The sequence below is a fragment of the Acinetobacter ursingii DSM 16037 = CIP 107286 genome (assembly GCF_000368825.1).
Classification (GTDB): domain Bacteria; phylum Pseudomonadota; class Gammaproteobacteria; order Pseudomonadales; family Moraxellaceae; genus Acinetobacter; species Acinetobacter ursingii.
On sequence record NZ_KB849716.1, the window covers coordinates 202,019 to 224,845 of the forward strand.

The 22,827-nt window shown below is 39.6% G+C and carries 23 protein-coding genes; 6 read left to right on the forward strand and 17 right to left on the reverse strand.

The genetic code is table 11. The features are described 5' to 3' along the window. The 12 genes from lpxA to rimO all read right to left on the reverse strand — a co-directional run bounded on the left by lpxA (position 1) and on the right by rimO (position 12,371). Entirely contained in the window at positions 1-789 is a 789-nt protein-coding gene (gene lpxA, locus F944_RS05660; protein ID WP_004988003.1) for an acyl-ACP--UDP-N-acetylglucosamine O-acyltransferase, read from the reverse strand. Further along, complete coding sequence (fabZ, locus tag F944_RS05665) at positions 786-1,271, reverse strand: 3-hydroxyacyl-ACP dehydratase FabZ (RefSeq protein WP_010588642.1); 486 nt, start codon at positions 1,269-1,271, stop codon at positions 786-788. The genes lpxA and fabZ overlap by 4 nt, the downstream gene beginning before the upstream one ends. 7 nt (positions 1,272-1,278) lie before the next feature. Further along, positions 1,279-2,349 (reverse strand): UDP-3-O-(3-hydroxymyristoyl)glucosamine N-acyltransferase, encoded by a 1,071-nt coding sequence (gene lpxD, locus F944_RS05670; RefSeq protein ID WP_004988005.1) that lies wholly within the window; start codon positions 2,347-2,349, stop codon positions 1,279-1,281. A gap of 3 nt (positions 2,350-2,352) precedes the next feature. Beyond that, positions 2,353-2,853 (reverse strand): OmpH/Skp family outer membrane protein, encoded by a 501-nt coding sequence (locus F944_RS05675; RefSeq protein ID WP_004988007.1) that lies wholly within the window; start codon positions 2,851-2,853, stop codon positions 2,353-2,355. Positions 2,854-2,909: 56 nt separating this feature from the next. Next, complete coding sequence (bamA, locus tag F944_RS05680) at positions 2,910-5,432, reverse strand: outer membrane protein assembly factor BamA (RefSeq protein ID WP_004988009.1); 2,523 nt, start codon at positions 5,430-5,432, stop codon at positions 2,910-2,912. A 39-nt stretch (positions 5,433-5,471) separates the two neighbouring features. After that, positions 5,472-6,827: an RIP metalloprotease RseP gene (gene rseP, locus F944_RS05685; RefSeq protein WP_004988012.1), complete on the reverse strand. Its 1,356-nt coding sequence runs from the start codon at positions 6,825-6,827 to the stop codon at positions 5,472-5,474. Positions 6,828-6,829: 2 nt separating this feature from the next. Continuing rightward, a complete protein-coding gene (ispC, locus tag F944_RS05690; RefSeq protein WP_004988014.1) occupies positions 6,830-8,026 on the reverse strand; it encodes a 1-deoxy-D-xylulose-5-phosphate reductoisomerase in 1,197 nt (398 codons plus the stop codon). Continuing rightward, on the reverse strand, positions 8,027-8,848 hold the full coding sequence (locus tag F944_RS05695) for a phosphatidate cytidylyltransferase (RefSeq protein WP_004988016.1): 822 nt from the start codon (positions 8,846-8,848) through the stop codon (positions 8,027-8,029). A gap of 3 nt (positions 8,849-8,851) precedes the next feature. Beyond that, the gene (uppS, locus tag F944_RS05700) at positions 8,852-9,601 is read right to left on the reverse strand and encodes a polyprenyl diphosphate synthase (protein WP_004988018.1); all 750 of its coding nucleotides are present in this window, start codon (positions 9,599-9,601) and stop codon (positions 8,852-8,854) included. A gap of 4 nt (positions 9,602-9,605) precedes the next feature. Further along, on the reverse strand, positions 9,606-10,160 hold the full coding sequence (gene frr, locus F944_RS05705; RefSeq protein ID WP_004988020.1) for a ribosome recycling factor: 555 nt from the start codon (positions 10,158-10,160) through the stop codon (positions 9,606-9,608). Positions 10,161-10,240: 80 nt separating this feature from the next. Continuing rightward, positions 10,241-10,969 carry a UMP kinase gene (pyrH, locus tag F944_RS05710; protein ID WP_004988022.1) on the reverse strand — a complete coding sequence of 243 codons (729 nt, stop codon included), beginning with the start codon at positions 10,967-10,969 and terminating at the stop codon, positions 10,241-10,243. A gap of 58 nt (positions 10,970-11,027) precedes the next feature. Beyond that, a complete protein-coding gene (rimO, locus tag F944_RS05715; protein ID WP_004988023.1) occupies positions 11,028-12,371 on the reverse strand; it encodes a 30S ribosomal protein S12 methylthiotransferase RimO in 1,344 nt (447 codons plus the stop codon). A 339-nt stretch (positions 12,372-12,710) separates the two neighbouring features. On the opposite strand from rimO, the gene glnL reads away from it, so the two are divergent. Both glnL and glnG read left to right on the forward strand, forming a co-directional pair. Further along, positions 12,711-13,820, forward strand: a complete 1,110-nt coding sequence (glnL, locus tag F944_RS05720) for a nitrogen regulation protein NR(II) (RefSeq protein ID WP_004988025.1) — start codon at positions 12,711-12,713, stop codon at positions 13,818-13,820. Continuing rightward, positions 13,807-15,282, forward strand: a complete 1,476-nt coding sequence (gene glnG / locus F944_RS05725) for a nitrogen regulation protein NR(I) (RefSeq protein ID WP_004988027.1) — start codon at positions 13,807-13,809, stop codon at positions 15,280-15,282. Before glnL ends, glnG begins: the two co-directional genes overlap by 14 nt. 68 nt (positions 15,283-15,350) lie before the next feature. Here the strand turns inward: glnG and F944_RS05730 are convergent, their stop codons facing one another. Then, positions 15,351-15,698, reverse strand: a complete 348-nt coding sequence (locus tag F944_RS05730) for a hypothetical protein (RefSeq protein ID WP_004988028.1) — start codon at positions 15,696-15,698, stop codon at positions 15,351-15,353. Positions 15,699-15,961: 263 nt separating this feature from the next. Between F944_RS05730 and F944_RS05735 the strand changes: the two genes are divergently transcribed. The 4 genes from F944_RS05735 to F944_RS05750 all read left to right on the forward strand — a co-directional run bounded on the left by F944_RS05735 (position 15,962) and on the right by F944_RS05750 (position 18,078). Then, the gene (locus F944_RS05735) at positions 15,962-16,657 is read left to right on the forward strand and encodes a PfkB family carbohydrate kinase (protein WP_004988030.1); all 696 of its coding nucleotides are present in this window, start codon (positions 15,962-15,964) and stop codon (positions 16,655-16,657) included. After that, positions 16,633-16,908 carry a PfkB family carbohydrate kinase gene (locus F944_RS17375; RefSeq protein WP_004988032.1) on the forward strand — a complete coding sequence of 92 codons (276 nt, stop codon included), beginning with the start codon at positions 16,633-16,635 and terminating at the stop codon, positions 16,906-16,908. The genes F944_RS05735 and F944_RS17375 overlap by 25 nt, the downstream gene beginning before the upstream one ends. 256 nt (positions 16,909-17,164) lie before the next feature. Then, on the forward strand, positions 17,165-17,368 hold the full coding sequence (locus F944_RS17245; RefSeq protein ID WP_228155122.1) for a VOC family protein: 204 nt from the start codon (positions 17,165-17,167) through the stop codon (positions 17,366-17,368). A 224-nt stretch (positions 17,369-17,592) separates the two neighbouring features. Then, on the forward strand, positions 17,593-18,078 hold the full coding sequence (locus F944_RS05750; protein WP_004988043.1) for an Lrp/AsnC family transcriptional regulator: 486 nt from the start codon (positions 17,593-17,595) through the stop codon (positions 18,076-18,078). A 123-nt stretch (positions 18,079-18,201) separates the two neighbouring features. Here the strand turns inward: F944_RS05750 and F944_RS05755 are convergent, their stop codons facing one another. The 4 genes from F944_RS05755 to F944_RS05770 all read right to left on the reverse strand — a co-directional run bounded on the left by F944_RS05755 (position 18,202) and on the right by F944_RS05770 (position 22,744). After that, the gene (locus tag F944_RS05755) at positions 18,202-18,945 is read right to left on the reverse strand and encodes an HNH endonuclease (RefSeq protein ID WP_004988045.1); all 744 of its coding nucleotides are present in this window, start codon (positions 18,943-18,945) and stop codon (positions 18,202-18,204) included. Positions 18,946-19,043: 98 nt separating this feature from the next. Continuing rightward, a complete protein-coding gene (locus tag F944_RS05760; protein ID WP_004988048.1) occupies positions 19,044-21,683 on the reverse strand; it encodes a bifunctional aconitate hydratase 2/2-methylisocitrate dehydratase in 2,640 nt (879 codons plus the stop codon). A 285-nt stretch (positions 21,684-21,968) separates the two neighbouring features. Continuing rightward, complete coding sequence (locus F944_RS05765; protein ID WP_004988050.1) at positions 21,969-22,238, reverse strand: hypothetical protein; 270 nt, start codon at positions 22,236-22,238, stop codon at positions 21,969-21,971. 146 nt (positions 22,239-22,384) lie between these two features. Continuing rightward, the gene (locus tag F944_RS05770; RefSeq protein WP_010588644.1) at positions 22,385-22,744 is read right to left on the reverse strand and encodes a hypothetical protein; all 360 of its coding nucleotides are present in this window, start codon (positions 22,742-22,744) and stop codon (positions 22,385-22,387) included. Positions 22,745-22,827: the final 83 nt, after the last annotated feature.

The following is a 22,827-nucleotide window of genomic DNA, read 5'->3' on the forward strand; positions in this document are numbered from 1 at the left end:
CTAACGAATAATACCGCGTTTGGATGATTCAACTGAATCAATCAACAATTGAACTTCAGATATTTCTGGCAAAATTTCAGTACGAATTTTATCTAGTGCCTGTTCGGTGGTTAAACCCGACTTATAGATAATTTTGAAAGAATCACGTAAGCCATTGATCACATTTTTTGACCAACCCTTGCGACGCATACCCTCAACATTCATCCCAAACGCATGCGCTGGATTACCTGAAACCATGACATAAGCAGGCACATCTTTTAAAATTAAAGATGCCCCACCCACCATACTATAAGAATCAATCTTACAAAACTGATGAATTCCTGAGTTTCCACCCACGACCACATAGTCACCGATGTGAACATGACCAGCCACACCGACATTGTTGGCAAAAATATTATGATCACCCACCACGCAGTCATGAGCAATATGTGTATTCACCATCAGTAAATTATGGCTACCCAATTTGGTCAAACTATTATCCTGAATGGTGCCACGATGCAAACTACAATGTTCACGAATACGGTTATGATTACCAATTTCAAGCCAAGTTTCTTCGCCATTATATTTTAGATCTTGGCAAATCTCACCCACACTGGCGAACTGAAAAATTTCATTATGTTCACCAATCCGTGTGAAACCACCAATCACGACATGTGAATGAAGTTTAGTCCCTGCACCGATGCTCACATTAGGCCCAATGACACAATAAGGTCCAATTTGGACATCTGGGGCAATTACTGCAGATGAGTCAATAATAGCGGTAGAATGAATGAAGTCGTTATTACTCATGCCTGCTCTGTTATCTGGTGCGAAATCATAATTTCAGCGGTCGTTGCTACAATGCCATCCACTGTGGCTGTACAATTATATTTGTAAATACCACGTTTTTGCATCACCAACTCAGACTTTAAGACGAGCTGATCTCCTGCAACAACCTGTTTTTTAAAACGTACTTTCTCCGCTCCAGCAAAAAGGAACAAAGAACCCGCTTTTGGCTTTTGATTATTCATGATAAAACCAAGAACACCTGAAACTTGAGCCAAAGCCTCAACAATAAGTACGCCTGGCATAATTGGATATTCAGGAAAATGTCCTTGTAAAAATTCTTCATTGATTGACACGTTTTTATAACCAACAATAGAATTTTCAGTTACTTCAACCACACGGTCAACCAGTAAAAATGGATAACGATGTGGCAGATATTCACGAATAGTTTGAATATACATTGGCAATTCAGGGATCGTAAACGCGGGAGTGTTAGACTCAGTCATCATATTTCTATTTACGCAATTTAAAGGTTGATTCAAGAGACTCTATTTGAGTCTGCATATGATCGAGTCGTTTGAGTATTTGGGTCAATGGCACATCTGCTAATTGTCTAAAGCGAACAATCGTGCGTTTCCACTGACTATTTTCAAAAAGTCCTGTTCCTGAAGAATAGGTTCCTGCTTCAAAAATACTTTTTGTGACCATTGACATTCCTGTAAGTGTTACATTATCAGCAATGTTTAAGTGCCCTGCAAGTCCACACGCCCCACCAATGATACAGTTTTTGCCAATAGTGGTACTCCCTGCAATTCCCGTTTTTGCAGCAATCGCCGTATTTGTACCAATGTGAACGTTATGCGCGATTTGCACAAGGTTATCAATAATGACGCCGTCTTCTAAAATTGTATCGTCCAAAGCCCCGCGATCGATACTACAATTTGAACCTATTCGAACATCATTTCCAATTTGAACTGAACCTAGTTGAGCAATACGATGCCATTTTCCCTGATAGGGTGCAAAACCAAAACCTTCACCACCGACCACTGAATTGGCATGAATTCGAACGCGATTTTTAATCTTGGTTTCACCCGTTAAAGTCACATGTGAATCAATAAAACAATCTTTACCAACTTCAACGAAATCATTCAACGTAGAGTTTGCCAAAATAACGCTACCGTCACCGACCACACAGTTCTCACCAATCACCACATAATGACCAATATAAGCACTATCTGAAATAATGGCAGACGGATGGATTTGTGCAGTACTTTCAATTCCTATGGATTCAATTTTCTTTTCAAAAACATGAGTCAATTGAGCAAAAGCAAGGTAGGGATTTTGAACTACAATAAAATTTTGATGTTGCGCTAACTGTTGTTTTAATTCGGCAGGGACAATTAATGCGCCTGCTTTCGAGACTTGTGCTGCTTCGAGATATTTGTCGCCATTCACAAATGAAATCTGATTTGGATGTGCGTGTTCGAGACTTGCAAGTCCAGTCAGAGAAAGGTCTTTATGACCAAAAGACTCACCTTGAACAAGATGAGCCAAGTCTTCTAAACGATAACTACGTGCTTTCATTGATTATTTAATTGCATTAACCTTTTGAATCATTTTATCAGTTAAATCGTTCTTAGCGTCATAGGCAACCGCAGCATTTTTATTCAAAATGAAGTCTAAATTGTTTTCTTGACGAAGTTGTTCACCCGCTTGTTTCACACGAGTTTCAAAAGTGTTGTTCATGGTTTGTAAAGTACCTTGAACACGAGTCTGCAAACCTTGCTGGGTCGAGTTGAATTCGCTTAATTTGGTCTGATATTGCTGATTAAGTTTTTGAACATCAGCTTCTTTCATATTACGACCTTCAGTTTCCGCTTTTTGACGTAATGCATCTAGCTCTTTACCAAGCTGTTCCAGTTTGGTTGTCGTCGGTTTAACTGACTGATTTAAGCTTGCATTTTGTTGCTTAAGATAGCTACTGCTATCGACAACTTTTGCTAAATCAACAAAACCCACACCTGCGGCTTGTGTCAATCCAGAAATAGACAAACCCATACCCAATAAAACTACTGCTAATTTATTCATTTTGATTTCCTTATACAGGAGTATTTCAACAATTAATTATTTGATCAAAGACCGTACTAGAAAGTACGGCCGATTTCAAACTGAATTTCCTTGGTTTCATCACCATCTTTATCATTTAATGGGAATGCATAACTTAATGACAGAGGACCAATCATGGTAATCCACGTAAAGCCAACACCCACACTATAACGAAGATTGCTTAAATCCAGATTATAGTTATCTTTACAATATTGTTTTGCATCTACAGGCGTGGTAGAACCATTCAAATAAAGATTTCCTGAAGCAGTTTTACACTGTGTATCAAAAACCTGACCACCTTCTGCAAATATTACAGGTCGTACCTGACGTGCCCAGTCCCCTTTAAATGGAATAGGTAAAGCAAGCTCAGTACCAAATTGTACTAAAGCATTGCCACCGACTTCTTCTGGATCCCAATCACGCGTTCTACTCTCGTTATAAGTTACACCCGGATACTTAGGTCCCAGTGTATTGACATCATAACCACGTACCGATCCGTAACCACCTGCAAAGAAGTTTTTATAAAACGGCAAATCATTACCATAACCGAATTTACCGTAGCCACGAAGTACAAAATCATGACCTAATGGGAAATAAGCCTGAGTATCAAACGTGGCTTTTTGATAATCAACGTCACCACCTGGTAAACCAACTTCAAGATTTAAACGATGATACATACCCGAAGTAGGGAAAATCGGACGATTTAAAGTATTGTATGACCAACCCAAATTCAAGTTGTAGGTAAAGAATTCACCCTCGAATGCATTATCAAATGGAGTCATATCAATTACAGTACCATTGGCATCTTTACATTCGTATGCGTTTGTATCTGAATTCAGCTCATACGTACCACTACAATATGACCCCTGACCCGTTGCCTTACCGCCATTTTTAAGTAAGTAATCTCGAACATAGGTTGACACATAAGGACCAGTGGTAACTTTGGTATTATCCACACCAATCGATGCACTCACATTCTGGTTTTCATCAATTGGATAACCAAAACTTAAACTACCACCGATACTGTCAGTCACATAGTTACTGACGTTATAGTCATCATTCAGTTTGGTTTTACGATAATAGACATTATAACCACGACTCACACCGTCAATAGTGAAATACGGGTCAGTCACACTCAGGTTATAGTAATCCTGTGTTTCAGAGCGTGATAAATCAATTGCAACACGGTTACCTGTACCCAAGAAGTTCGTCTGACTTAACCCTGCCTGAAATGTTACACCGCCACTTTGAGAGTAACCAACTGCAAGTGTAGTCGTTCCAGAATGTTGCTCTTCAACATTAACATTCAAATCAACTTGATCTGGAGAATTGGGCACACGAACAGGTTTCACATCAACAGTTTTAAAGAAACCTGTACGCTCTAAACGCACTTTTGAAAGATCAATTTTTTCATTACTAGCAAGTGCGCCTTCCATTTGGCGCATTTCACGACGTAAAACCTCATCGGCAGTTTTACTGTTTCCAGAGAAATTGATGCGTCGTACTGTCACCTGCTGCCCCGGATTGATATAGTAATTCATATCAACCGTACGAGTTTCGTTATTAATTTGCGGAACCACGTTTACATCAGCAAAGTAATAGCCAGCATTTCCATATTTACGCAACAATAACTGCTTCACCGCATTTACTTTTTCTTGTGAATAAGTGTCGCCATCTTTATAAATTTTTAATGCCTGTAATTCTTCTGGCTTATACAGCGCATCACCTAAGAATTTAGTTTCACCAAACTTGAACTGCTGACCTTCATCAACAGAAACTTCAATAAAGATATGCTTTTTATCTTCACTAATATTGAGCTGGGAATTATTGATATTAAAGTTGATGTAGCCTTTATTCAAATACAAAGCACGTAATGCTTCAAGGCTCGCCGCCATTTTCTCGCGAGCATAGCGGTCATTACGAGTAACAATAGAAGCCCAGCCAGATTCTTTGACTGCAAAAGCCTGTTTAATGTCATCATCACTAAATACAGTATTGCCAATAATATTAATATCAAAGACTTTTGCAGGCTTACCTTCATAAAATTCGATGGTTAAATCTACACGGTTATTTGGGCGAGCTGTCGTGGTGACTTTGATGTCCGCATCATAACGACCTTGCTGTGTATATTGTTGCTCAAGTTCTGTTTCAAGAGTTTGCAAAGAAGATTTTTTAAGAACTTCTCCTTCGCTAACGCCCATTTTCTTTAAGCCATCTTGCAGAGCTTCTTTGGGGATGAGCTTATTGCCTTTAAATTCAATTTTTGAAATAACAGGACGTTCTACAACCTTAAAGACCAAAATATCATTTTGCTTATAAGTTTGAATATCATCAAAAAGACCAGTCGCATAAAGCGTACGAATGGCATCAGCAATGGTTGGATCGTCGACACGATCGCCACTGTTTATCGGCAACATGGTATAAACATTTGCAGGAGTGAGGCGAACTAAACCTTCGACTTTGATATCTCGTGCAATGAAGTCATTCGCTGCATATGCTTGTTGTACTGCCGCCATAGCACTAACAAGTGCCAAAGGCATTAATAAATGTGTGTGCCGCATGCCAGATTTTTCCAGTAAGTTAATTTTTCCATCTAAACGTTATAAACGCATAAAATCATTAAAGAGAGCCAAGAGCATCATACTGCCGAGCAGTACCATACCAATTTTTAAGCCCATCATTTGTATTTGTTCGGAAACAGGTTTACCGCGAATTGCTTCGATAAAATAATAAACCAAATGTCCACCATCCAACATAGGGATCGGCAATAAATTTAAAATTCCAAGACTTACACTCATCAATGCCATAAACGAGATAAACGTTTGCCATCCCATTTCAGCACTTTGCCCAGCAACTTTAGCAATAGTAATTGGGCCTGATAAATTTTCAAGTCCAATTAAACCTCTAAACATTTTGACGATCGAGTTTAAAATCATGCCAGAAATTTGAGTGGTTTTATCCACTGCCATCCCTAAGGCCTGAGCTGGATTATATTGAATCGTTTGTTTGTAGTCGTTAGGAATATTGACTTTAGCAGGGTTACTTTGCACACCAAGCATACCAGTGGTATTACCCATATTGTCACGTTTACCTTGCGGCATGACTTGCAAATGAACCATTTGCCCATTACGAAGCACATCAATATTCAGCAGTTTTTCAGGAGACTTCTGCACCACATCAACTACATCAAACCAGTCATTCATTTTAATGCCATTGATGGAAAGGATTTGATCGCCAACCTTCATCCCTTGACGAATGGCAGCACCATCTTCACTGAGCTGATGAATCACCGCGGGCATTTGAGGACGATAGGGTAAAAACCCAAGAATATCTAAAGCAGACTGAGATTGATCTTTGAGAAAATTATGAATAGGAAGCGCAACACTCTTTTGAGTGCCGTCACGATCTACGGTCATCAAAATTTGACCTGTTTCACCCGCTCGGTCAACCAGAGCAAAATTTAACTTTTCCCATGTAGGTGTTTGCTCTCCATCTACAGTTAACACTTTATCACCCACATGCAAATCGACTTGCGCGGCAGGCGTATTAGGCAAAACTTTGCCTATACGTGTATTTAACTGTTCTTGAGATGGAAGAAATAAAATCCAGAATAAAACGATAGCAAACAATAAATTAATCAGCGGCCCTGCTGCGACAATTGCAATTCTTTTCCACGGAGATTGGCGATTAAACGCATAAGGTAAATCAGCTTCAGCGACATTACCTTCACGCTCATCCAGCATCTTGACATAACCACCCAGTGGCAATGCTGAAAGTTGATACTGAATCCCTGATTTTTTCGATGTCCATTTTAGCAAAGTTGGACCAAAACCAATCGAATACACCAAAACCTTAACACCCAGCTTACGTGCCACCCAATAATGTCCAAACTCATGTATGGCAATCAGAGGCCCCAGCAACAGAATTGCTGCAACAATGATAAACAAAATATTCATGTTCAGCCTCCTGCGCTAGCCACGAATTGATGCGCAACATCACGGGCTAATCGATCTGTATCCAAAATAGCTTCTATACTCTGTGCCGAACCATTTTGCACGTGATTAAGCGTATGCTCAACCACTTCTGGAATCGTAGTAAACTTTATTTTCAAATTTAAAAATGCCGCAACCGCAATTTCATTTGCCGCATTTAAAATCGTGGGTGCGAGACCACCATCACGCATGGCTTGACGAGCCAAATTTAATGCAGGAAATTTTTGAGTATCGGGTTGCTGAAAATTAAGATGTGAATGTGTAAACAAATCAAGTGCAGGAACATGCGTGTCTAACCGCTCAGGCCATGCTAATGCATGTGCGATCGGCGTACACATATCAGGATTTCCCATTTGTGCCAAAGTTGAACCATCAATATATTGAACCATTGAATGAATAATACTTTGTGGGTGAATTACAACTGTAACAAAATGTTCAGATATTGAAAACAAATGACACGCTTCAATCAACTCCAAACCTTTATTCATTAAAGTTGCAGAATCAACAGAAATTTTTTGTCCCATAGACCAATTTGGATGCTTACACGCCTGCTGTGGCGTCACCGCCTGCAATTGTTCAAGCGTATGATTTAAAAATGGACCACCTGAGGCCGTCAGTAAAATCTGCGAAACCCCCAACTGGGGCTGACCATTACGCTCAATATTTAAATAATTCTGCGGTAAAGACTGAAAAATTGCATTGTGCTCAGAGTCGACGGGCAACAATAATGCATGATGATCTCGTGCCGCTTGCATCATGATTTCACCAGACATCACCAATGCTTCTTTATTGGCAAGCAACACTCTTTTACCTGCTTTGATTGCAGCGAGTGTAGGTAAAAGTCCTGCCGCCCCAACAATTGCAGCCATGACAATATCAACCTGAGAACTTTCAGCAACAGTAATTAAGCCTTGTTCCCCAGCCAATATCTCAATATCAAAAACACCCAATGCAAGCAATTCGGCGCGCAGTTCATCGACTTTTGATTCAGGTACAACCGCAATTTTAGGCTGATACTGTTTGCATATTTGAGCCAATTCTTTAATACGACTATAAGCTGTTACAGCAAAAAGCGTATATTTATCTGGATGACGATCCAATATTTTTAAAGTACTTTGACCAATTGAACCCGTCACACCAAATATACAAACAGATTGAGTCATTTATAGATCTACGCCAATAAGTTTTAATAGATACATGCCCGCTGCAAAGATAGGCGCTGCTGCAAGTAGAGAGTCGATACGATCTAACACACCACCATGGCCCGGCAAAATACGCCCAGAATCCTTAATACCAGCACGACGCTTAATCATAGATTCGAACAAATCACCCAATACTGAAGCAAAAACAGTCACCACAGACAAAATTAGAAACAGCAAATGCTGGGCAAATGTTAAGTTAAGATAATTAATCTGCACCACAACAATAATAATGATCGCAAGCCCTATCCCACCAATCAGTCCTTCAACCGATTTATTTGGACTCACTGTTGGCGCTAGCTTATTTTGACCAAATTTGCGCCCAACAAAATAAGCACCTGAATCCGCTCCCCATACCAACAGGAACAAGTACATCAACCACCATGGGGAACTTTGCCAAACTTCAAAAATTGCCGTAACTGCCGCACTGACCAGTATCAGCCCAAGAAGATAAAGCGAAGCATTGTACCAGCCATCGTATTCAGGATAAGCCTTGACCCAAAAGCTGCTCACCAGCCAAGTGAGTATTGATGCACACCATAATAAGATTGCAACTTCATTATAATAAAGCGCCAGCGCAGATATTAGCGCGACGATCAGTCCATAAGCCCACGCTTTCGGTTTAAATAATGCCGTATCTCTAGGCATGAGTTTAAACCATTCATAGCCAGCCACCCCTGCGGCTACAATCATTAAGCCAAACATTGGATAGTGAGAACTGGTTGCAAACATACAAGTAAGTACTACCGCTACCAGTACCAATGCGGTAATTATCCGCTCTAACATTTATTAATTCTCAATTTTCTCTTGGTGGATTTGTTCAGAAGTCTTACCAAAACGACGTTCGCGTCCTGCAAACACATCTAAAGCACGATCAAATTCTTTTACAGAAAACTCAGGCCAGAGTGTCTCGGTAAAATACAATTCAGCATAAGCAGCCTGCCAGAGCAGGAAATTTGACAAGCGATAATCACCGCCTGTACGAATCAGCAAATCAACAGCAGGAAGGTTATTTAAACTAATCCGCTGATTAAAAAGTGCAGCATCTATTTGATCAACATCCAATATACCTGCTTTTACATCTTGTGCGATTTGTTTCGCTGTATCCGCAATATCCCACATTCCACCATAACTGATGGCAATGGTCAGAGTCATGCTGTCAAAACTAGCAGTGTGCTGTTCTGCATGCAACATTAATTCACGTAAATGTGGAGATAAACGAGAGCGATCGCCAATAAATTGCAAGGCAATATTAAATTTTTCCATTCGAGGTAACTGTTCATGAATCGTCTCTTCCAGCAATTTCATCAATAAATCGACTTCATATTGTGGACGATTCCAGTTTTCGCTGGAAAATGCAAATACGGTTAATGCCTGAATCCCTTTGTTACGACAATGCTCAACAATTGGATCTAGACTATTTTTGCCTTCACGATGCCCATCTCCTTTTTGCATTTGATTTTTTTTAGCAAAACGGTTGTTGCCATCCATAATGATAGCAACATGTCTTGGAAGATGAAGCTCTTCAGAAGCGGTCATAAAATTAGACCTTCATCAATTCAGCTTCTTTTGCTGCCAAGCGTTTATCGACTTCAGCAACATATTTATCGGTGATTTTTTGGATATCATCACCTGCACGACGCTCATCATCTTCAGAAATTTCTTTGTCTTTCAAAAGTGATTTTATATCACCTAATACATCACGGCGAATATTACGAATGGCAACTTTGGCATTTTCAGCTTCTGAACGCGCCACTTTTTGCATATCACGGCGTGTTTCTTCAGTTAAAGCTGGTAAAGGTACACGGATTGCATCAGCCGTAATCGGATTTAAACCCAAATCACTTTCACGAATTGCTTTATCAATTGCCGAAACCATTGTACGTTCAAATGGTTGAACAATGAGAGTACGTGAATCTTCAATACCTACGTTTGCCACCTGATTCAATGGAACATCCGAACCATAATAAGAAACCATTACACCGTTTAGAATGGATGGATGAGCACGGCCAGTACGCACTTTCGCAAAACCTTGCTCTAAAGATTCAAGGGTTTTTTGCATGCGTTGTTCGCTGTCTTGTTTGAGATCGTTAATCATATGATCTTCCTTACTTATTCATTCAAGGTGTAATTGCTAAATTAGTCGAGTAGTATAAAGAGCTTTCTAGGTTACGTACATTAATTCGTAACATGAGTTCCTTCTTTTTCGCCCATCACCACGGATAATAGTGCGCCAGCTTTATTCATATCGAAAACTTGCAACGGTACATTATGGTCACGACACAGACAAATGGCAGTTAAATCCATCACACCTAACTTTTCATCAAGCACTTGATCAAAAGTTAAATGATCATATTTTACCGCATCATCATATTTGCTTGGGTCTTTGTTATATACGCCATCAACTTTGGTGGCTTTCAAAATCAAATTGGCTTCAATTTCAATCCCACGTAAGCAAGCCGCTGTATCTGTGGTAAAGAATGGGTTACCTGTACCTGCAACGAATACACATACTTCGCCCTGACTTAAATGGCGAATCGCATCACGGCTCGAATAAGACTCAACCACTGTGCCGATTGAGAGTGCAGACATCAAACGTGTCTTGATATTACGACGAACCAGAGCATCGCGTAGTGCCAAGCCATTCATAACGGTTGCCAGCATACCCATCTGATCACCGGTTACACGACCCACCAGACCATCTTTTTGTAATTGACTACCACGGTACAAGTTTCCACCACCAACAACGATACCCACTTGCACACCCAAGCCAACCAAGTGAGCAATTGACAATGACATTTGATCAAGCACTTGTGCATCGATTCCCATGTCTTTATTGCCCGACAATGCCTCACCAGAAAGTTTAAGTAGAATACGTGAGTAACGGGGGCTATTAGAATCCGCCATGGTAAGCTCCAAAAAACAATGTGTTAAAAATAAATTTTGTTTGTTGCAACATCAATCATCAAGCTGACTTGATTGTAATCAACTTTGCAAATAAATCGTATTCATCTGCATCAGTAATTTCGACTTCAAGCAAGTCACCTGACTGGATTTTTGATTTATCAATATCTTCGACAAAGACATTGCCATCAATTTCAGGCGCATCAGCATAAGAACGTGCAACCGCAACAGGATATTCATCTTCCAGACTATCGACTAAAACAGTCATGGTTTGACCAATCCGTTTTTGCAATTTAGCCGCCGAAATGGCCTGCTGAACCTGCATGAAACGTTCATAACGCTCTTGCTTAATCTCTTCAGGTACATGATCTGGCAAGTCATTGGCTGTTGCACCTTCAACTGGCGAATAAGTAAAACAACCGACTCGATCAAGCTGTGCTTCTTGCAACCAATCTAGAAGAATTTGAAAATCTTCTTCGGTCTCACCTGGAAAACCCACTACAAAAGTAGAACGAATCACCAAATCTGGACATTTTTCACGCCATGTTTTAAGACGTTCAAGGGTGTTTTCACTATGGGCTGGTCGCTTCATCAATTTTAAGACGCGCGGACTGGCATGCTGAAAAGGAATATCAAGATAAGGAAGAATTTTACCCTGAGCCATCAAGTCGATAACTGCATCGACGTGTGGATACGGATAGACATAATGTAAACGTACCCAGATCCCGAGCTGACCGAGTGCTTCACACATATCATAGAATTTGGTTTTTACAGGCTGACCATTCCAAAAATCAAGCTTGTATTTGGTATCAACGCCATAAGCTGAAGTATCTTGAGAGATCACCAAAACTTCTTTGACACCCGCGCGCTTAAGCGCTGCCGCTTCTTCAAGCACGGACCCTACAGGACGTGATACCAAATCACCACGCATACTCGGAATAATGCAGAACGTACAACGGTGGTTACAGCCTTCAGAAATTTTTAAGTAAGCATAATGTTTTGGTGTTAAACGAATACCCTGTTCAGGCACCAGATCGACAAAAGGATTATGTTTAGGTGGCGCAGGTACATATTCATGTACAGCTTCCATCACATCCTGATAGGCTGCCGCACCTGTAACTTTTAGAACATTGGGATGCATTTGACGAATCTTGTCTTCATCTTTACCCAAGCATCCAGTCACAATCACACGGCCATTTTCACTCATGGCTTCGCCAATCGCATCTAACGACTCTTGTACCGCAGATTCAATAAAACCGCAGGTATTGACTACAACCAGATCAGCACCATCATAATCTGATGCGACCTGATAACCTTCAGTACGTAACTGAGTTAAAATTCGTTCAGAATCTACCAATGCCTTAGGACAACCTAAAGATACAAAACCGACTTTGGGGGACTTCATGAATCTGCGCTCCACTAGAATCCGCGTATTGTATGACGTTTCTCGCAATAAAAACAGGTGGAATATGCACAGTTCGCTTAATGCACCAAAATACAACCAATATTTTTATTAAAAACAACTATTGCACCATTATGATTCAATTTAAGATGCCATCTAACCCAACTTGTTTTTAAATCGATCATAATTTATCTATTTTGCTCATTTTTAATACAAGCTTGAGAAAAAGTTCTTTTACGCAAAAAGTTGGCGTACATTTTGCTTAACTTATGTCCCATTACAGGGAAAAACTGGATTAATGAAAATGTCATTGCGCTATTTTAAGACAGGAAACATTTTCTAATGGATCAAAGAGAGACCATTGACTATCGGCTTTTGGTCGATAACCTTACTACTGCCATATTATTGGTCGATAGCGACCTGAATATTTTTTATCTCAATTCTTCTTGTGAAGCGTTGTTTGATATTAGCTTATTACGTGCATCAGGTTTGCCTGTGCTTAACTTATTACATTCACCGAATGATAGCTTCAATACCCATGAAGCACTCATCAATACGCTACACTCAGGGCAGCATTACACACGACGTGAAGCAATAATCAGTGTGAATTTTAAGGATATTCATGTCGATTATTCAGTTTCGGCGCTCAATACAGGCAAAAATTATCATCCGCTACTATTAATAGAACTCAATCCAATTGATCGGATGCTTAAAATTTCTAAAGAAGAAAATTTGATACAACAACATCAGGTTGCCCGTCAGCTCATTCGCGGTATTGCCCATGAAGTCAAAAATCCCTTAGGAGGGATTCGTGGTGCGACTCAATTACTGGCACGTAGCTTAAATGATCCAAAATACGAAGAATTTACCGATATCATTATCAATGAAGTTGATCGCTTAAGAAATCTTGCCGATACCATGCTCGGTTCCCGCCAGCTTCCAAGCTATGAAGATGTCAATATACATGAACCTTTGGAACGGGTGCGCTCTCTGGTGGCCAATCAAACCAAGAAAAAAATTAAAATCACTCGTGATTATGATTTATCACTGCCAGATGTCAAAGCAGACCGTGATCAACTGATTCAGGTCATGCTCAATATTAGCGTGAATGCCATTCAAGCAATGACCGAAAATAAAGAATTTTTTGTGGATCATGAACCTGAACTGATTTTAAGAACCCGTATTCAACGCCTTGTCACCATTAATGGTTTATTAAACCGATCCGCAGTTCGTATCGACATTGAGGATAATGGACCTGGTGTGCCACAGGATATTTTAGAGTCTGTGTTCTATCCTTTAGTGACAGGACGAGCCAAAGGCACAGGACTTGGCTTAAGTATTGCACAGAACATTATGCATCAACATAACGGAATGATTGAATGTCAGTCCGTGGCTGGAAAAACTACATTTAGCTTATATTTACCTTGGGAGTCAGACCGTGTCGCGAAATAAAATATGGGTAATTGATGATGACCGCGCCATGCGCTGGGTACTGGAAAAAACATTCAAGGAAGAAGGTTTGGATGTGACCAGTTTTGAAGAAGCGCAGACGGCATTAGACCAATTGGCTGAAGATGCGCCTGATGTAATCCTCACTGACATTCGTATGCCCGGTATTGATGGTTTGACTTTCTTAGGGAAAGTCAAAAATAATTATCCAGATCTACCTGTCATTATTATGACGGCACATTCCGATCTTGAATCTGCGGTATCAAGCTATCAAACAGGTGCTTTTGAATATTTGCCAAAACCGTTTGATATTGATGAAGCGTTGGCATTGGTTCATCGCGCCATCTTGCATGTCAATAAACTCCAGCAGCAAGAAGCAGCTAAAACCACGACACCAGTTCAATCCACCGAAATTATTGGTGAATCCCCTGCGATGCAGGAAGTGTTTCGTGCCATTGGTCGATTATCACAATCCCACATTACAGTATTGATTAATGGTGAATCAGGTACAGGTAAAGAACTGGTTGCACATGCACTACACAAGCATTCACCACGTAGTAGCAAGCCTTTTATTGCGCTGAATATGGCCGCAATTCCAAAAGATCTGATCGAAACTGAACTTTTTGGTCATGAAAAAGGTGCTTTTACTGGCGCAAACACCCAACGCCAAGGTCGTTTTGAGCAAGCTAATGGCGGTACGCTGTTTCTTGATGAAATTGGGGATATGCCATTTGAAACGCAAACACGTTTACTACGTGTACTTGCTGATGGCGAATTTTATCGTGTCGGTGGACATATTCCTGTGCGGGTTGATGTGCGAATTGTTGCTGCGACGCATCAGGATCTGGAAAAACTGGTGAATGAAGGACGTTTCCGCGAAGACTTGTATCATCGCCTAAATGTCATTCGCATTCATATTCCAAAACTGGCACATCGTAGCGAAGATATCCCCATGCTGGCACAGCACTTTTTGGCACGTGCGGGTAAAGAACTCGGTGTTAGCCCTAAAATTTTACGCCCAGAAACCACAGATTATATGCAGCAGTTGCCATGGCCAGGTAATGTTCGTCAACTCGAAAACACCTGTCGCTGGCTGACAGTGATGATTACTGGACGTGATGTTTATCCAGAAGACCTCCCTTCTGAGCTCAAACAAATTCCAATTCAAAAATCAGGCGAACAGGCCACAACCGCAGCGGGTGTAGATCGCATTTCATTGCACCACTGGGATGAGTTATTGGGTCAATGGGCGATTCAAAAACTAAAAAATGGCGAGATGAAAATTTTAGATATCGCCACCCCAATGTTTGAACGTACCCTGATCAATGCTGCGCTACAACAAACCCGTGGTCGTAAACGCCATGCAGCAGAGTTACTCGGTTGGGGACGTAATACGCTTACACGTAAATTAAAAGAACTCGGTATCGCGGCTGAGGATGATGCCGAAGAAGAAGCCGAAATATAAAATAGCAATCTTAAATATAGTAAAGGGCAGCTAAATGGCTGCCCTTTACTATGGGAGAAAATATGACATTACGCTACTTGAGGATAATGAATCGATTTACCTGCAATCAACTCATTAATGGCGTTGCTATTAAAATCAAGCTCAAGAATATGATTTTCAGCAATGATGCGATATTTTGAAATCAAAGGCTGTGCACCATAAGCTGTTTCAATGACATATTCATCTGCAATATTTAAGATCCCTTCAAGATTTGTACTGGTCGAAGCAAAGTCATGGTTAAACAAATCATAGATTTCATGAAGATTGTAAGTTTCACGCAAATGTTCTGGATGTTTTCTTACTTCACCTTCAAGAAACAACACGAGCTTATGCGCAAAAAAATAATAATTTGGTTTATGGCTATACTCGAGATTCATCTTGATCTACTCCTTAAAGGTTTATCATTCATTTTTATGTCACCATTTATTTTTAAAAATTTTAGCTTAATTTTTTCTTAAGAATCATGATTAATTATACAAATTCTCACAATATGAAAAATAGATAAATATAAACCAACTCTTTTAGTTGGATTAAACTCATTAAAAAACAAAAAGATAATTTTTCTCTTACATATTTGTAATTTAATCAAAATTTTCAGTTGTTACAATTCAGCAATAATTATCAAAATTGAATTTGAAAAATGAAGAATCAATATGCCGACTTGGTGATTGTAGGAAGTGCAAATGTTGACCATATTTTAAATGTTGATGATTTTCCTGTGGCTGGACAAACCCTTACAGCTAAAAATTATAAAGTTGCTTTTGGTGGGAAAGGAGCAAATCAAGCGGTAGCTGCTGGTCGCAGCGGTGCTAATGTTGCCTTCATTGGCTGTGTTGGTAATGACGAGTTTGGCAATAATATCAAAACCCAACTTCAAAAAGATCATGTCAATGTACAGGCGCTTCAAAATGTTGCTCATCAAAATACTGGCGTTGCTTTAATTTTCGTTAATCAACATGCTGATAATTGTATTGGCATCCATGCTGGAGCAAATGCAGCGCTTAGTGTGGATTATGTCAATCAACATAAAAACCTGATTCAACATGCCAAAATATTATTATTACAACTGGAAACACCTATCGAAAGTGTGATCACCGCAGCAACTATTGCGAAACATTCTGGCATAAAGGTTATTCTGAATCCCGCGCCTGCTCAAGCCTTAGCGCCAGAATTTTTAAACCTGATTGATATCATTACACCCAATGAAACAGAAGCAGAACAATTGACAGGCGTGAAGATTAACAATCTGGATGACGTACAAAATGCTGCACATATTCTTACCAATATGGAATTAAAACGGTTGTCATCACCTTGGGCGCTCAAGGTGTTTGGTTAAGTGAGTTTGGTCAAGGACAATTAATTCCCGCTTTTAAAGTGGATGCCGTCGATAGCATTGCGGCTGGAGATACTTTTAATGGCGCGTTTGCAACTGCATTACTGGAAGGTCAATCAAATCAGCAAGCTGCCAAATTTGCCAATGCAGCCGCCGCAATTGCTGTGACTCGATATGGTGCACAACCTTCTATTCCCTACCGCTCTGAGATTGATGCATTCTTTATAAACCTAATTAAAAAACTTAAAAAGTAAAATCGATTTTTATACACAGGATAAAATTAATCCATGAAAACTCAATTACATCGTGGGCGACTCATTGATCACATCCAACTTATTGTTCATGATTTAGAATTAAGCCAAAATTTTTATAGTGCTATCATGAAAGTTTTGGACATTCCAATCATTACAACATCTGAAGATTTCTTTTGGGCTGATGAACTGGTGGTATCTTCAATAAATAGCCCTGCTGCCCAAGGCATATTGACTGGGCGACATCATCTAGCTTTTCATGCGAAAGATCGTGCTACTGGTAGATACTTGTTATCGAGCTGCCCTTGCTCATGGAGGCAAAGACAATGGCAAACCCGCTGAACGGACTTACCATCCAGAATATTATGCAGCGTTTGTCATTGATCCAGATGGGAATAACATAGAATTTGTGTATCACGGAGAAGCTCAACGCAATACACCTTCTGTCATCATTGAATTTTAAAATTTAAAATAAATAAAAAGCAATGAGCATGCTTAAAGTCACCCTTACTTGAAACATACTCATTGCCTCATCAAAGCCATCACCCCAATGCCTTTGATTTATAAAATAATTTTATCTTTAGTTGATAAGAAATAATTCCTTAATTGTTTCAAATTTTCTATGTTAGTCGGCATAAAATTCCTTTATATTGGACTTTAATAGAATATTTTCCTTTGGTTTAAGTTTTGAACAGTACAGAACACACACTAGATCGTATCGATCGGAAAATTTTATCTGCTTTATGTCAAAATGGCAGACTGACGATTGCACAACTTTCAGAACAGGTTGGTTTATCTTCTTCTCCTTGTTGGACACGTTTAAAACGATTAGAAACTTTAAAAATCATCGATGGATATACAGCTAATATTAATCCAAAAGCAATTGGGATTAAGGATTTATTCTTTATTGAAATTACGCTAGAACGCCATGATGATGAGATGCTTGAACAGTTTAGTCAGGCGTTGGCAGATATTCCCGAAGTGATTGAAGCGCATTTGGTAACAGGTGAATATGATTATCTGGTCAAAGTCGCGGTAAAGGATGCTGAACACTATGAGCGTTTTTTAAGAAAGAAACTCTACTCAATTAAAGGAATACGTCATACCCGCTCTACCTTTGCCTTACGTCCGCTTAAATCTGCAAACTCGGCTGATTTTATGTTGATTGATTAAGTTTAAAAGATATTTACTGCAACGCCATCAAAGTTATGGTTTAATACGCTCAGTTTGAGATGAGCCTCATACAGTATATGACTTGATTCATATACGACTAGCCCCGCTAATATGCAGGGCTTTTTACTTGGTAATATTTTTTCTATTCAATTTCTCTATCAATTCATCTATAGAAAGCGGAGGATTTCTTTTATGAAGCATTGCATGGCAATTTGGACAAACTGGTCTCAGATCTTTTATAGGGTTAATCTTATACTCTAAACCTATAGATGAAATCGCCTTTAAATGATGAACATGAATAAAACCCCTACCTATATCACCATAAGTTTTTTCAAAATTAAAATCACATACAATACAATTTGAACCATAATACCTAATGCATTCTTCTCTTGCCTCATAATTTCTTTCATAAGCATTTACTAATATAGTTTTTTTCAAACCCTCTATATATTCAGTTCTTTCATCCAACTCATCTCCATTCATTAAAATATTATTTAGATTTTTATATTTCATCATATGCTTTTTATAAATTCTTTCTACTGAGTTTAAATTCCCTCTTTTTAATCCATTATAATAACTCATATGCTTAGCAACCGATTGTAGGGCCAAGCTGAAAAATTTAGCACCATAATCATAATAAATATTTTCTAAAAATAAGTCAGTAGCTTCTGCATTAAACGTCCGTTTATATATCCTTCCAGACATCATTGATTTAAACCCATGAATATAATCGATAGCTGAACCTCGACTCATTCCATAATTTTGCTCAAGCTCATCCAAAGCAATATTTTTTGTTTTCTTATTTTCATATACTTCTTTTGATAATTGATAACCCATTTCAGTCATTAACGTTGTTATCTTTGTCATCAAATTACTCATTTTCAGATTTCAAATTTTTTCAAGGAATAATAAGGGCCGATTACTCGACCCTTATCTTTACTCATTTAAACTTGATAATCAACTCATTAAGTCAATTGAGCCGCAGCAATTTTCTTGGTATCTACAGTGTTTGCAGCATCTGTATATTCGCCCATCTTATCGAAGTTCAAATATTTGTAGATGTCAGCAGACATGCTGTCAATTTGAGCAGCATACTGTTGATATTCTTCTGGGCTTGGAAGTTTACCCAATACAGCAGCAACAGAAGCAAGCTCAGCAGAAGCAAGGTAAACATTTGCACCCTGACCTAGACGGTTCGGGAAGTTACGAGTAGAAGTCGATACACAAGTAGTATTAGGTGCTACACGTGCTTGGTTACCCATGCAAAGTGAACAACCTGGCATTTCTGTACGTGCGCCCGCTTTACCGTAGATGTTATATAGACCTTCTTCCATCAACTGGTGTTCATCCATACGTGTTGGAGGAGCTAACCAAAGACGAGTTGAAAGTGAACCACCCGGTACTTTATCTAAAAGCTGACCTGCTGCACGGAAGTGACCAATGTTAGTCATACAAGAACCGATGAATACTTCATCAATTTTGTCACCTTGAACTTCAGAAAGAAGTTTTGCATCATCTGGATCGTTCGGGCAGCAAAGAACAGGTTCTTTAATGTCAGCAAGATCGATTTCATAGACTTTGGTGTATTCAGCATCAGCATCAGCTTTAAGAAGTGATGGATTAGCCAACCATTTTTCCATGTTTTCGATACGACGCGCCATCGTACGAGCATCGCCATAACCTTGTGAAATCATCCATTTCAACATGGTAATGTTAGAACGCAAGTATTCAGCAACTTTCTCTTCAGAAAGTGTAATCGCACAGCCCGCAGCAGAACGTTCAGCAGATGCATCAGACAATTCAAATGCTTGCTCAACAGTCAGGTCAGTTTCCATTTCAGTCAAGTCGATCTCAAGGATACGACCAGAGAAAATGTTTTTCTTACCTTTTTTCTCAACAGTAAGATCGCCTTCCTTGATTGCATAGTAAGGAATCGCATGTACAAGGTCACGTAAAGTGATACCCGGTTGCATTTTACCTTTGAACTTCACAAGGACAGATTCAGGCATATCCAGTGGCATTACACCAGTCGCTGCTGCAAACGCAACAAGACCAGAACCTGCTGGGAATGAAATACCAATTGGGAAACGTGTATGTGAGTCACCACCAGTACCAACGGTATCAGGCATTAACATACGGTTTAACCAAGAGTGAATAATACCATCACCCGGACGAAGCGACACACCACCACGGTTCATGATGAAGTCTGGTAGTGAATGTTGCATTTGCACGTCAACTGGCTTTGGATATGCAGCCGTGTGACAGAAAGACTGCATCACAAGATCAGCTGAGAAGCCTAAGCACGCTAAGTCTTTCAACTCATCACGTGTCATTGGACCAGTCGTATCTTGAGAACCAACAGTTGTCATTTTAGGTTCACAGTAAGTACCCGGACGAATCCCTTGACCTTCTGCAAGACCACATGCGCGACCAACCATTTTCTGAGCTAGAGTAAAACCTTTACCAGTGTCAGCAGGTTGTACTGGGGTACGGAACAATTCAGAAGCAGGAAGACCAAGAGCTTCACGTGCTTTAGTCGTCAAACCGCGACCGATGATGAGGTTGATACGACCACCCGCACGTACTTCATCTAAAAGAACTGGCGTTTTAAGTTCAGATTCAGCGATTTGCTCACCGTTTTTGAACGCTGTGACTTTCGCAGCAGCATGGTCAATTTTCAGTGTAATTTCATCGCCCATGTTCATGTCAGAAACATCGATTTCAACAGGAAGTGCGCCTGCATCTTCCATAGTGTTGAAGAAAATCGGTGCGATTTTTGAACCTAAGCAGTAACCACCGTCTTTTTTGTTCGGGATGTGTACAATTTCATCACCAAAGAACCAAAGCACAGAGTTAGTTGCAGACTTACGAGATGAACCAGTACCTACAACGTCACCCACATAAGCAACTTGATTGCCTTTAGCGATCAGGTCTTTAATTTGGTTAAGTGGACCAACTTCACCTGGTTTTTCTGGGTTAATACCATCACGCTCATTTTTCAACATTGCATTTGCGTGTAATGGGATATCTGGACGGCTCCATGCGTCTTGGGCTGGAGACAAGTCATCAGTGTTGGTTTCACCTGTAACCTTGAAAACAGTTAGCTTGATTTCTTCAGGAACATCTTTGCGGCTAGTGAACCATTCAGCGTCTGCCCAAGATTGTAAAACAGCTTTTGCATTGGCATTGCCCGATTTTGCTTTATCAGCAACGTCATGGAACGCATCAAATACAAGAAGTGTTTTTTTCAATGCTTCAGCCGCCAAACCACCAAGTTCAGCACTATCAAGCAAATCAACTAAAGGAGCGACGTTATAACCACCAAGCATTGTGCCAAGTAAGTAAACTGCACGTTCTTTAGAAACTAATGGAGATGTCGCTTCACCTTTTGCAACTGCTGACAAAAATGCTGCTTTTACATAAGCAGCTTGGTCAACACCCGCTGGAACGCGGTTTTCAAGCAAGTCCACAAGAAAAGCTTCTTCACCTGCTGGTGGATTTTTTAGCAATTCAACCAAATCAGCAGTTTGCGCATCATCAAGTGGCTTCGGTGGGACTCCGAGTGCGGCACGTTCTGCAACGTGTTGGCGGTAAGCTTCTAGCACAGTGTTATTCCTCTTTTTTAAAAAATTATTTGCAATTCCTGCCTAGCAAAGCTTTGCAAATAATATGGACAGCAAAATTTTACTAAAAATCAAGTCAAAAGTTAATGCAAGCGCCGTGTTTCTTCGTGATTCTCATTATTTTATAGCGAAATAGTGCTTGACAGTTCGCTATACAAAAACGAGGAAAATACAGGCGATAACTGATTCACTTGGCTTTGCCATGATTTAGATCAATAAAAAAGGCAACCCATGTTGCCTGATTTTGTTGAGAAAAACTATAAAACCTTAGTGGACTGTGGTGGTTTGTAAATATTGATTTAATGCGTCCCGATTTCCCTCAAATTTAATCTGGACTTCGTCTTCGTGTAACATTGCATGATTAGCGCTCGCAAATGAGATCGTAACCTCATAAAGTCTGGCCTTTTCATCAATGACTTCCTTGATATAAACTTTATCGCCTACACTTAAGACGTAACTACTACCGCCGATGACCGCAACACCTTGGGTGTCTTCGAGCAACAAATCAGCATTATGCAGATAAGCAACAACTTCCATCTTTGCTCTCCTATCGTATAATTATTCGTCAATTTATTATTCTTTATTTTTATAAAATTATCTATATCAAGCTTTTAAAAATACTCAATAACTTTGTAACTGCTCAATATTGATTATAAATCCATCAATTAAAAAAAACCGCTCACTTAGAACGGTTTATAATGGGGCATTTTGTCATGCGGTGTTGCAATACACTGCTCTGTAGTTTGCTTACGAATATTTTCTCGTGCTTCATCTGGATTATTTTGAAGTTCTGCAATTGGTAAGGCATAAACTTCATCAATAATTTTTAAGATAAATGTACGAGTAATTTCATCTTCAATTTTCTTTGCGTGTTCAACAGCTTGGTTTTTTTCGATTGCATTTTGACGATCAAGCATAATTGAACGTGCCGCGTTGCCCATACTGGTACAGTAGCCATGCCATTGTTCTTCAGGCGTTAAGGGTTTCTTTTCACTACAGCCTGCAAGTACAACACCTAAAACAAGAAACAGAACTTTTTTCATCATTACACTGAACTTAATCTGGTGGCATCATCATACTGAATATTGTCATATTTTCCAAAAGCTATTCGGTTAAAATCTTTGGT

What these genes read in the sequence shown, in the direction of transcription:
- lpxA (WP_004988003.1), bottom strand. Translation starts at nt 789, where the DNA reads ATGAGTAATAACGACTTCATTCATTCTACCGCTATTATTGACTCATCT.
- fabZ (WP_010588642.1), bottom strand. Translation starts at nt 1,271, where the DNA reads ATGACTGAGTCTAACACTCCCGCGTTTACGATCCCTGAATTGCCAATG.
- lpxD (WP_004988005.1), bottom strand. Translation starts at nt 2,349, where the DNA reads ATGAAAGCACGTAGTTATCGTTTAGAAGACTTGGCTCATCTTGTTCAA.
- F944_RS05675 (WP_004988007.1), bottom strand. Translation starts at nt 2,853, where the DNA reads ATGAATAAATTAGCAGTAGTTTTATTGGGTATGGGTTTGTCTATTTCT.
- bamA (WP_004988009.1), bottom strand. Translation starts at nt 5,432, where the DNA reads ATGCGGCACACACATTTATTAATGCCTTTGGCACTTGTTAGTGCTATG.
- rseP (WP_004988012.1), bottom strand. Translation starts at nt 6,827, where the DNA reads ATGAATATTTTGTTTATCATTGTTGCAGCAATTCTGTTGCTGGGGCCT.
- ispC (WP_004988014.1), bottom strand. Translation starts at nt 8,026, where the DNA reads ATGACTCAATCTGTTTGTATATTTGGTGTGACGGGTTCAATTGGTCAA.
- F944_RS05695 (WP_004988016.1), bottom strand. Translation starts at nt 8,848, where the DNA reads ATGTTAGAGCGGATAATTACCGCATTGGTACTGGTAGCGGTAGTACTT.
- uppS (WP_004988018.1), bottom strand. Translation starts at nt 9,601, where the DNA reads ATGACCGCTTCTGAAGAGCTTCATCTTCCAAGACATGTTGCTATCATT.
- frr (WP_004988020.1), bottom strand. Translation starts at nt 10,160, where the DNA reads ATGATTAACGATCTCAAACAAGACAGCGAACAACGCATGCAAAAAACC.
- pyrH (WP_004988022.1), bottom strand. Translation starts at nt 10,969, where the DNA reads ATGGCGGATTCTAATAGCCCCCGTTACTCACGTATTCTACTTAAACTT.
- rimO (WP_004988023.1), bottom strand. Translation starts at nt 12,371, where the DNA reads ATGAAGTCCCCCAAAGTCGGTTTTGTATCTTTAGGTTGTCCTAAGGCA.
- glnL (WP_004988025.1), top strand. Translation starts at nt 12,711, where the DNA reads ATGGATCAAAGAGAGACCATTGACTATCGGCTTTTGGTCGATAACCTT.
- F944_RS05730 (WP_004988028.1), bottom strand. Translation starts at nt 15,698, where the DNA reads ATGAATCTCGAGTATAGCCATAAACCAAATTATTATTTTTTTGCGCAT.
- F944_RS05735 (WP_004988030.1), top strand. Translation starts at nt 15,962, where the DNA reads ATGAAGAATCAATATGCCGACTTGGTGATTGTAGGAAGTGCAAATGTT.
- F944_RS17245 (WP_228155122.1), top strand. Translation starts at nt 17,165, where the DNA reads ATGCGAAAGATCGTGCTACTGGTAGATACTTGTTATCGAGCTGCCCTT.
- F944_RS05755 (WP_004988045.1), bottom strand. Translation starts at nt 18,945, where the DNA reads ATGACAAAGATAACAACGTTAATGACTGAAATGGGTTATCAATTATCA.
- F944_RS05765 (WP_004988050.1), bottom strand. Translation starts at nt 22,238, where the DNA reads ATGGAAGTTGTTGCTTATCTGCATAATGCTGATTTGTTGCTCGAAGAC.
- F944_RS05770 (WP_010588644.1), bottom strand. Translation starts at nt 22,744, where the DNA reads ATGAAAAAAGTTCTGTTTCTTGTTTTAGGTGTTGTACTTGCAGGCTGT.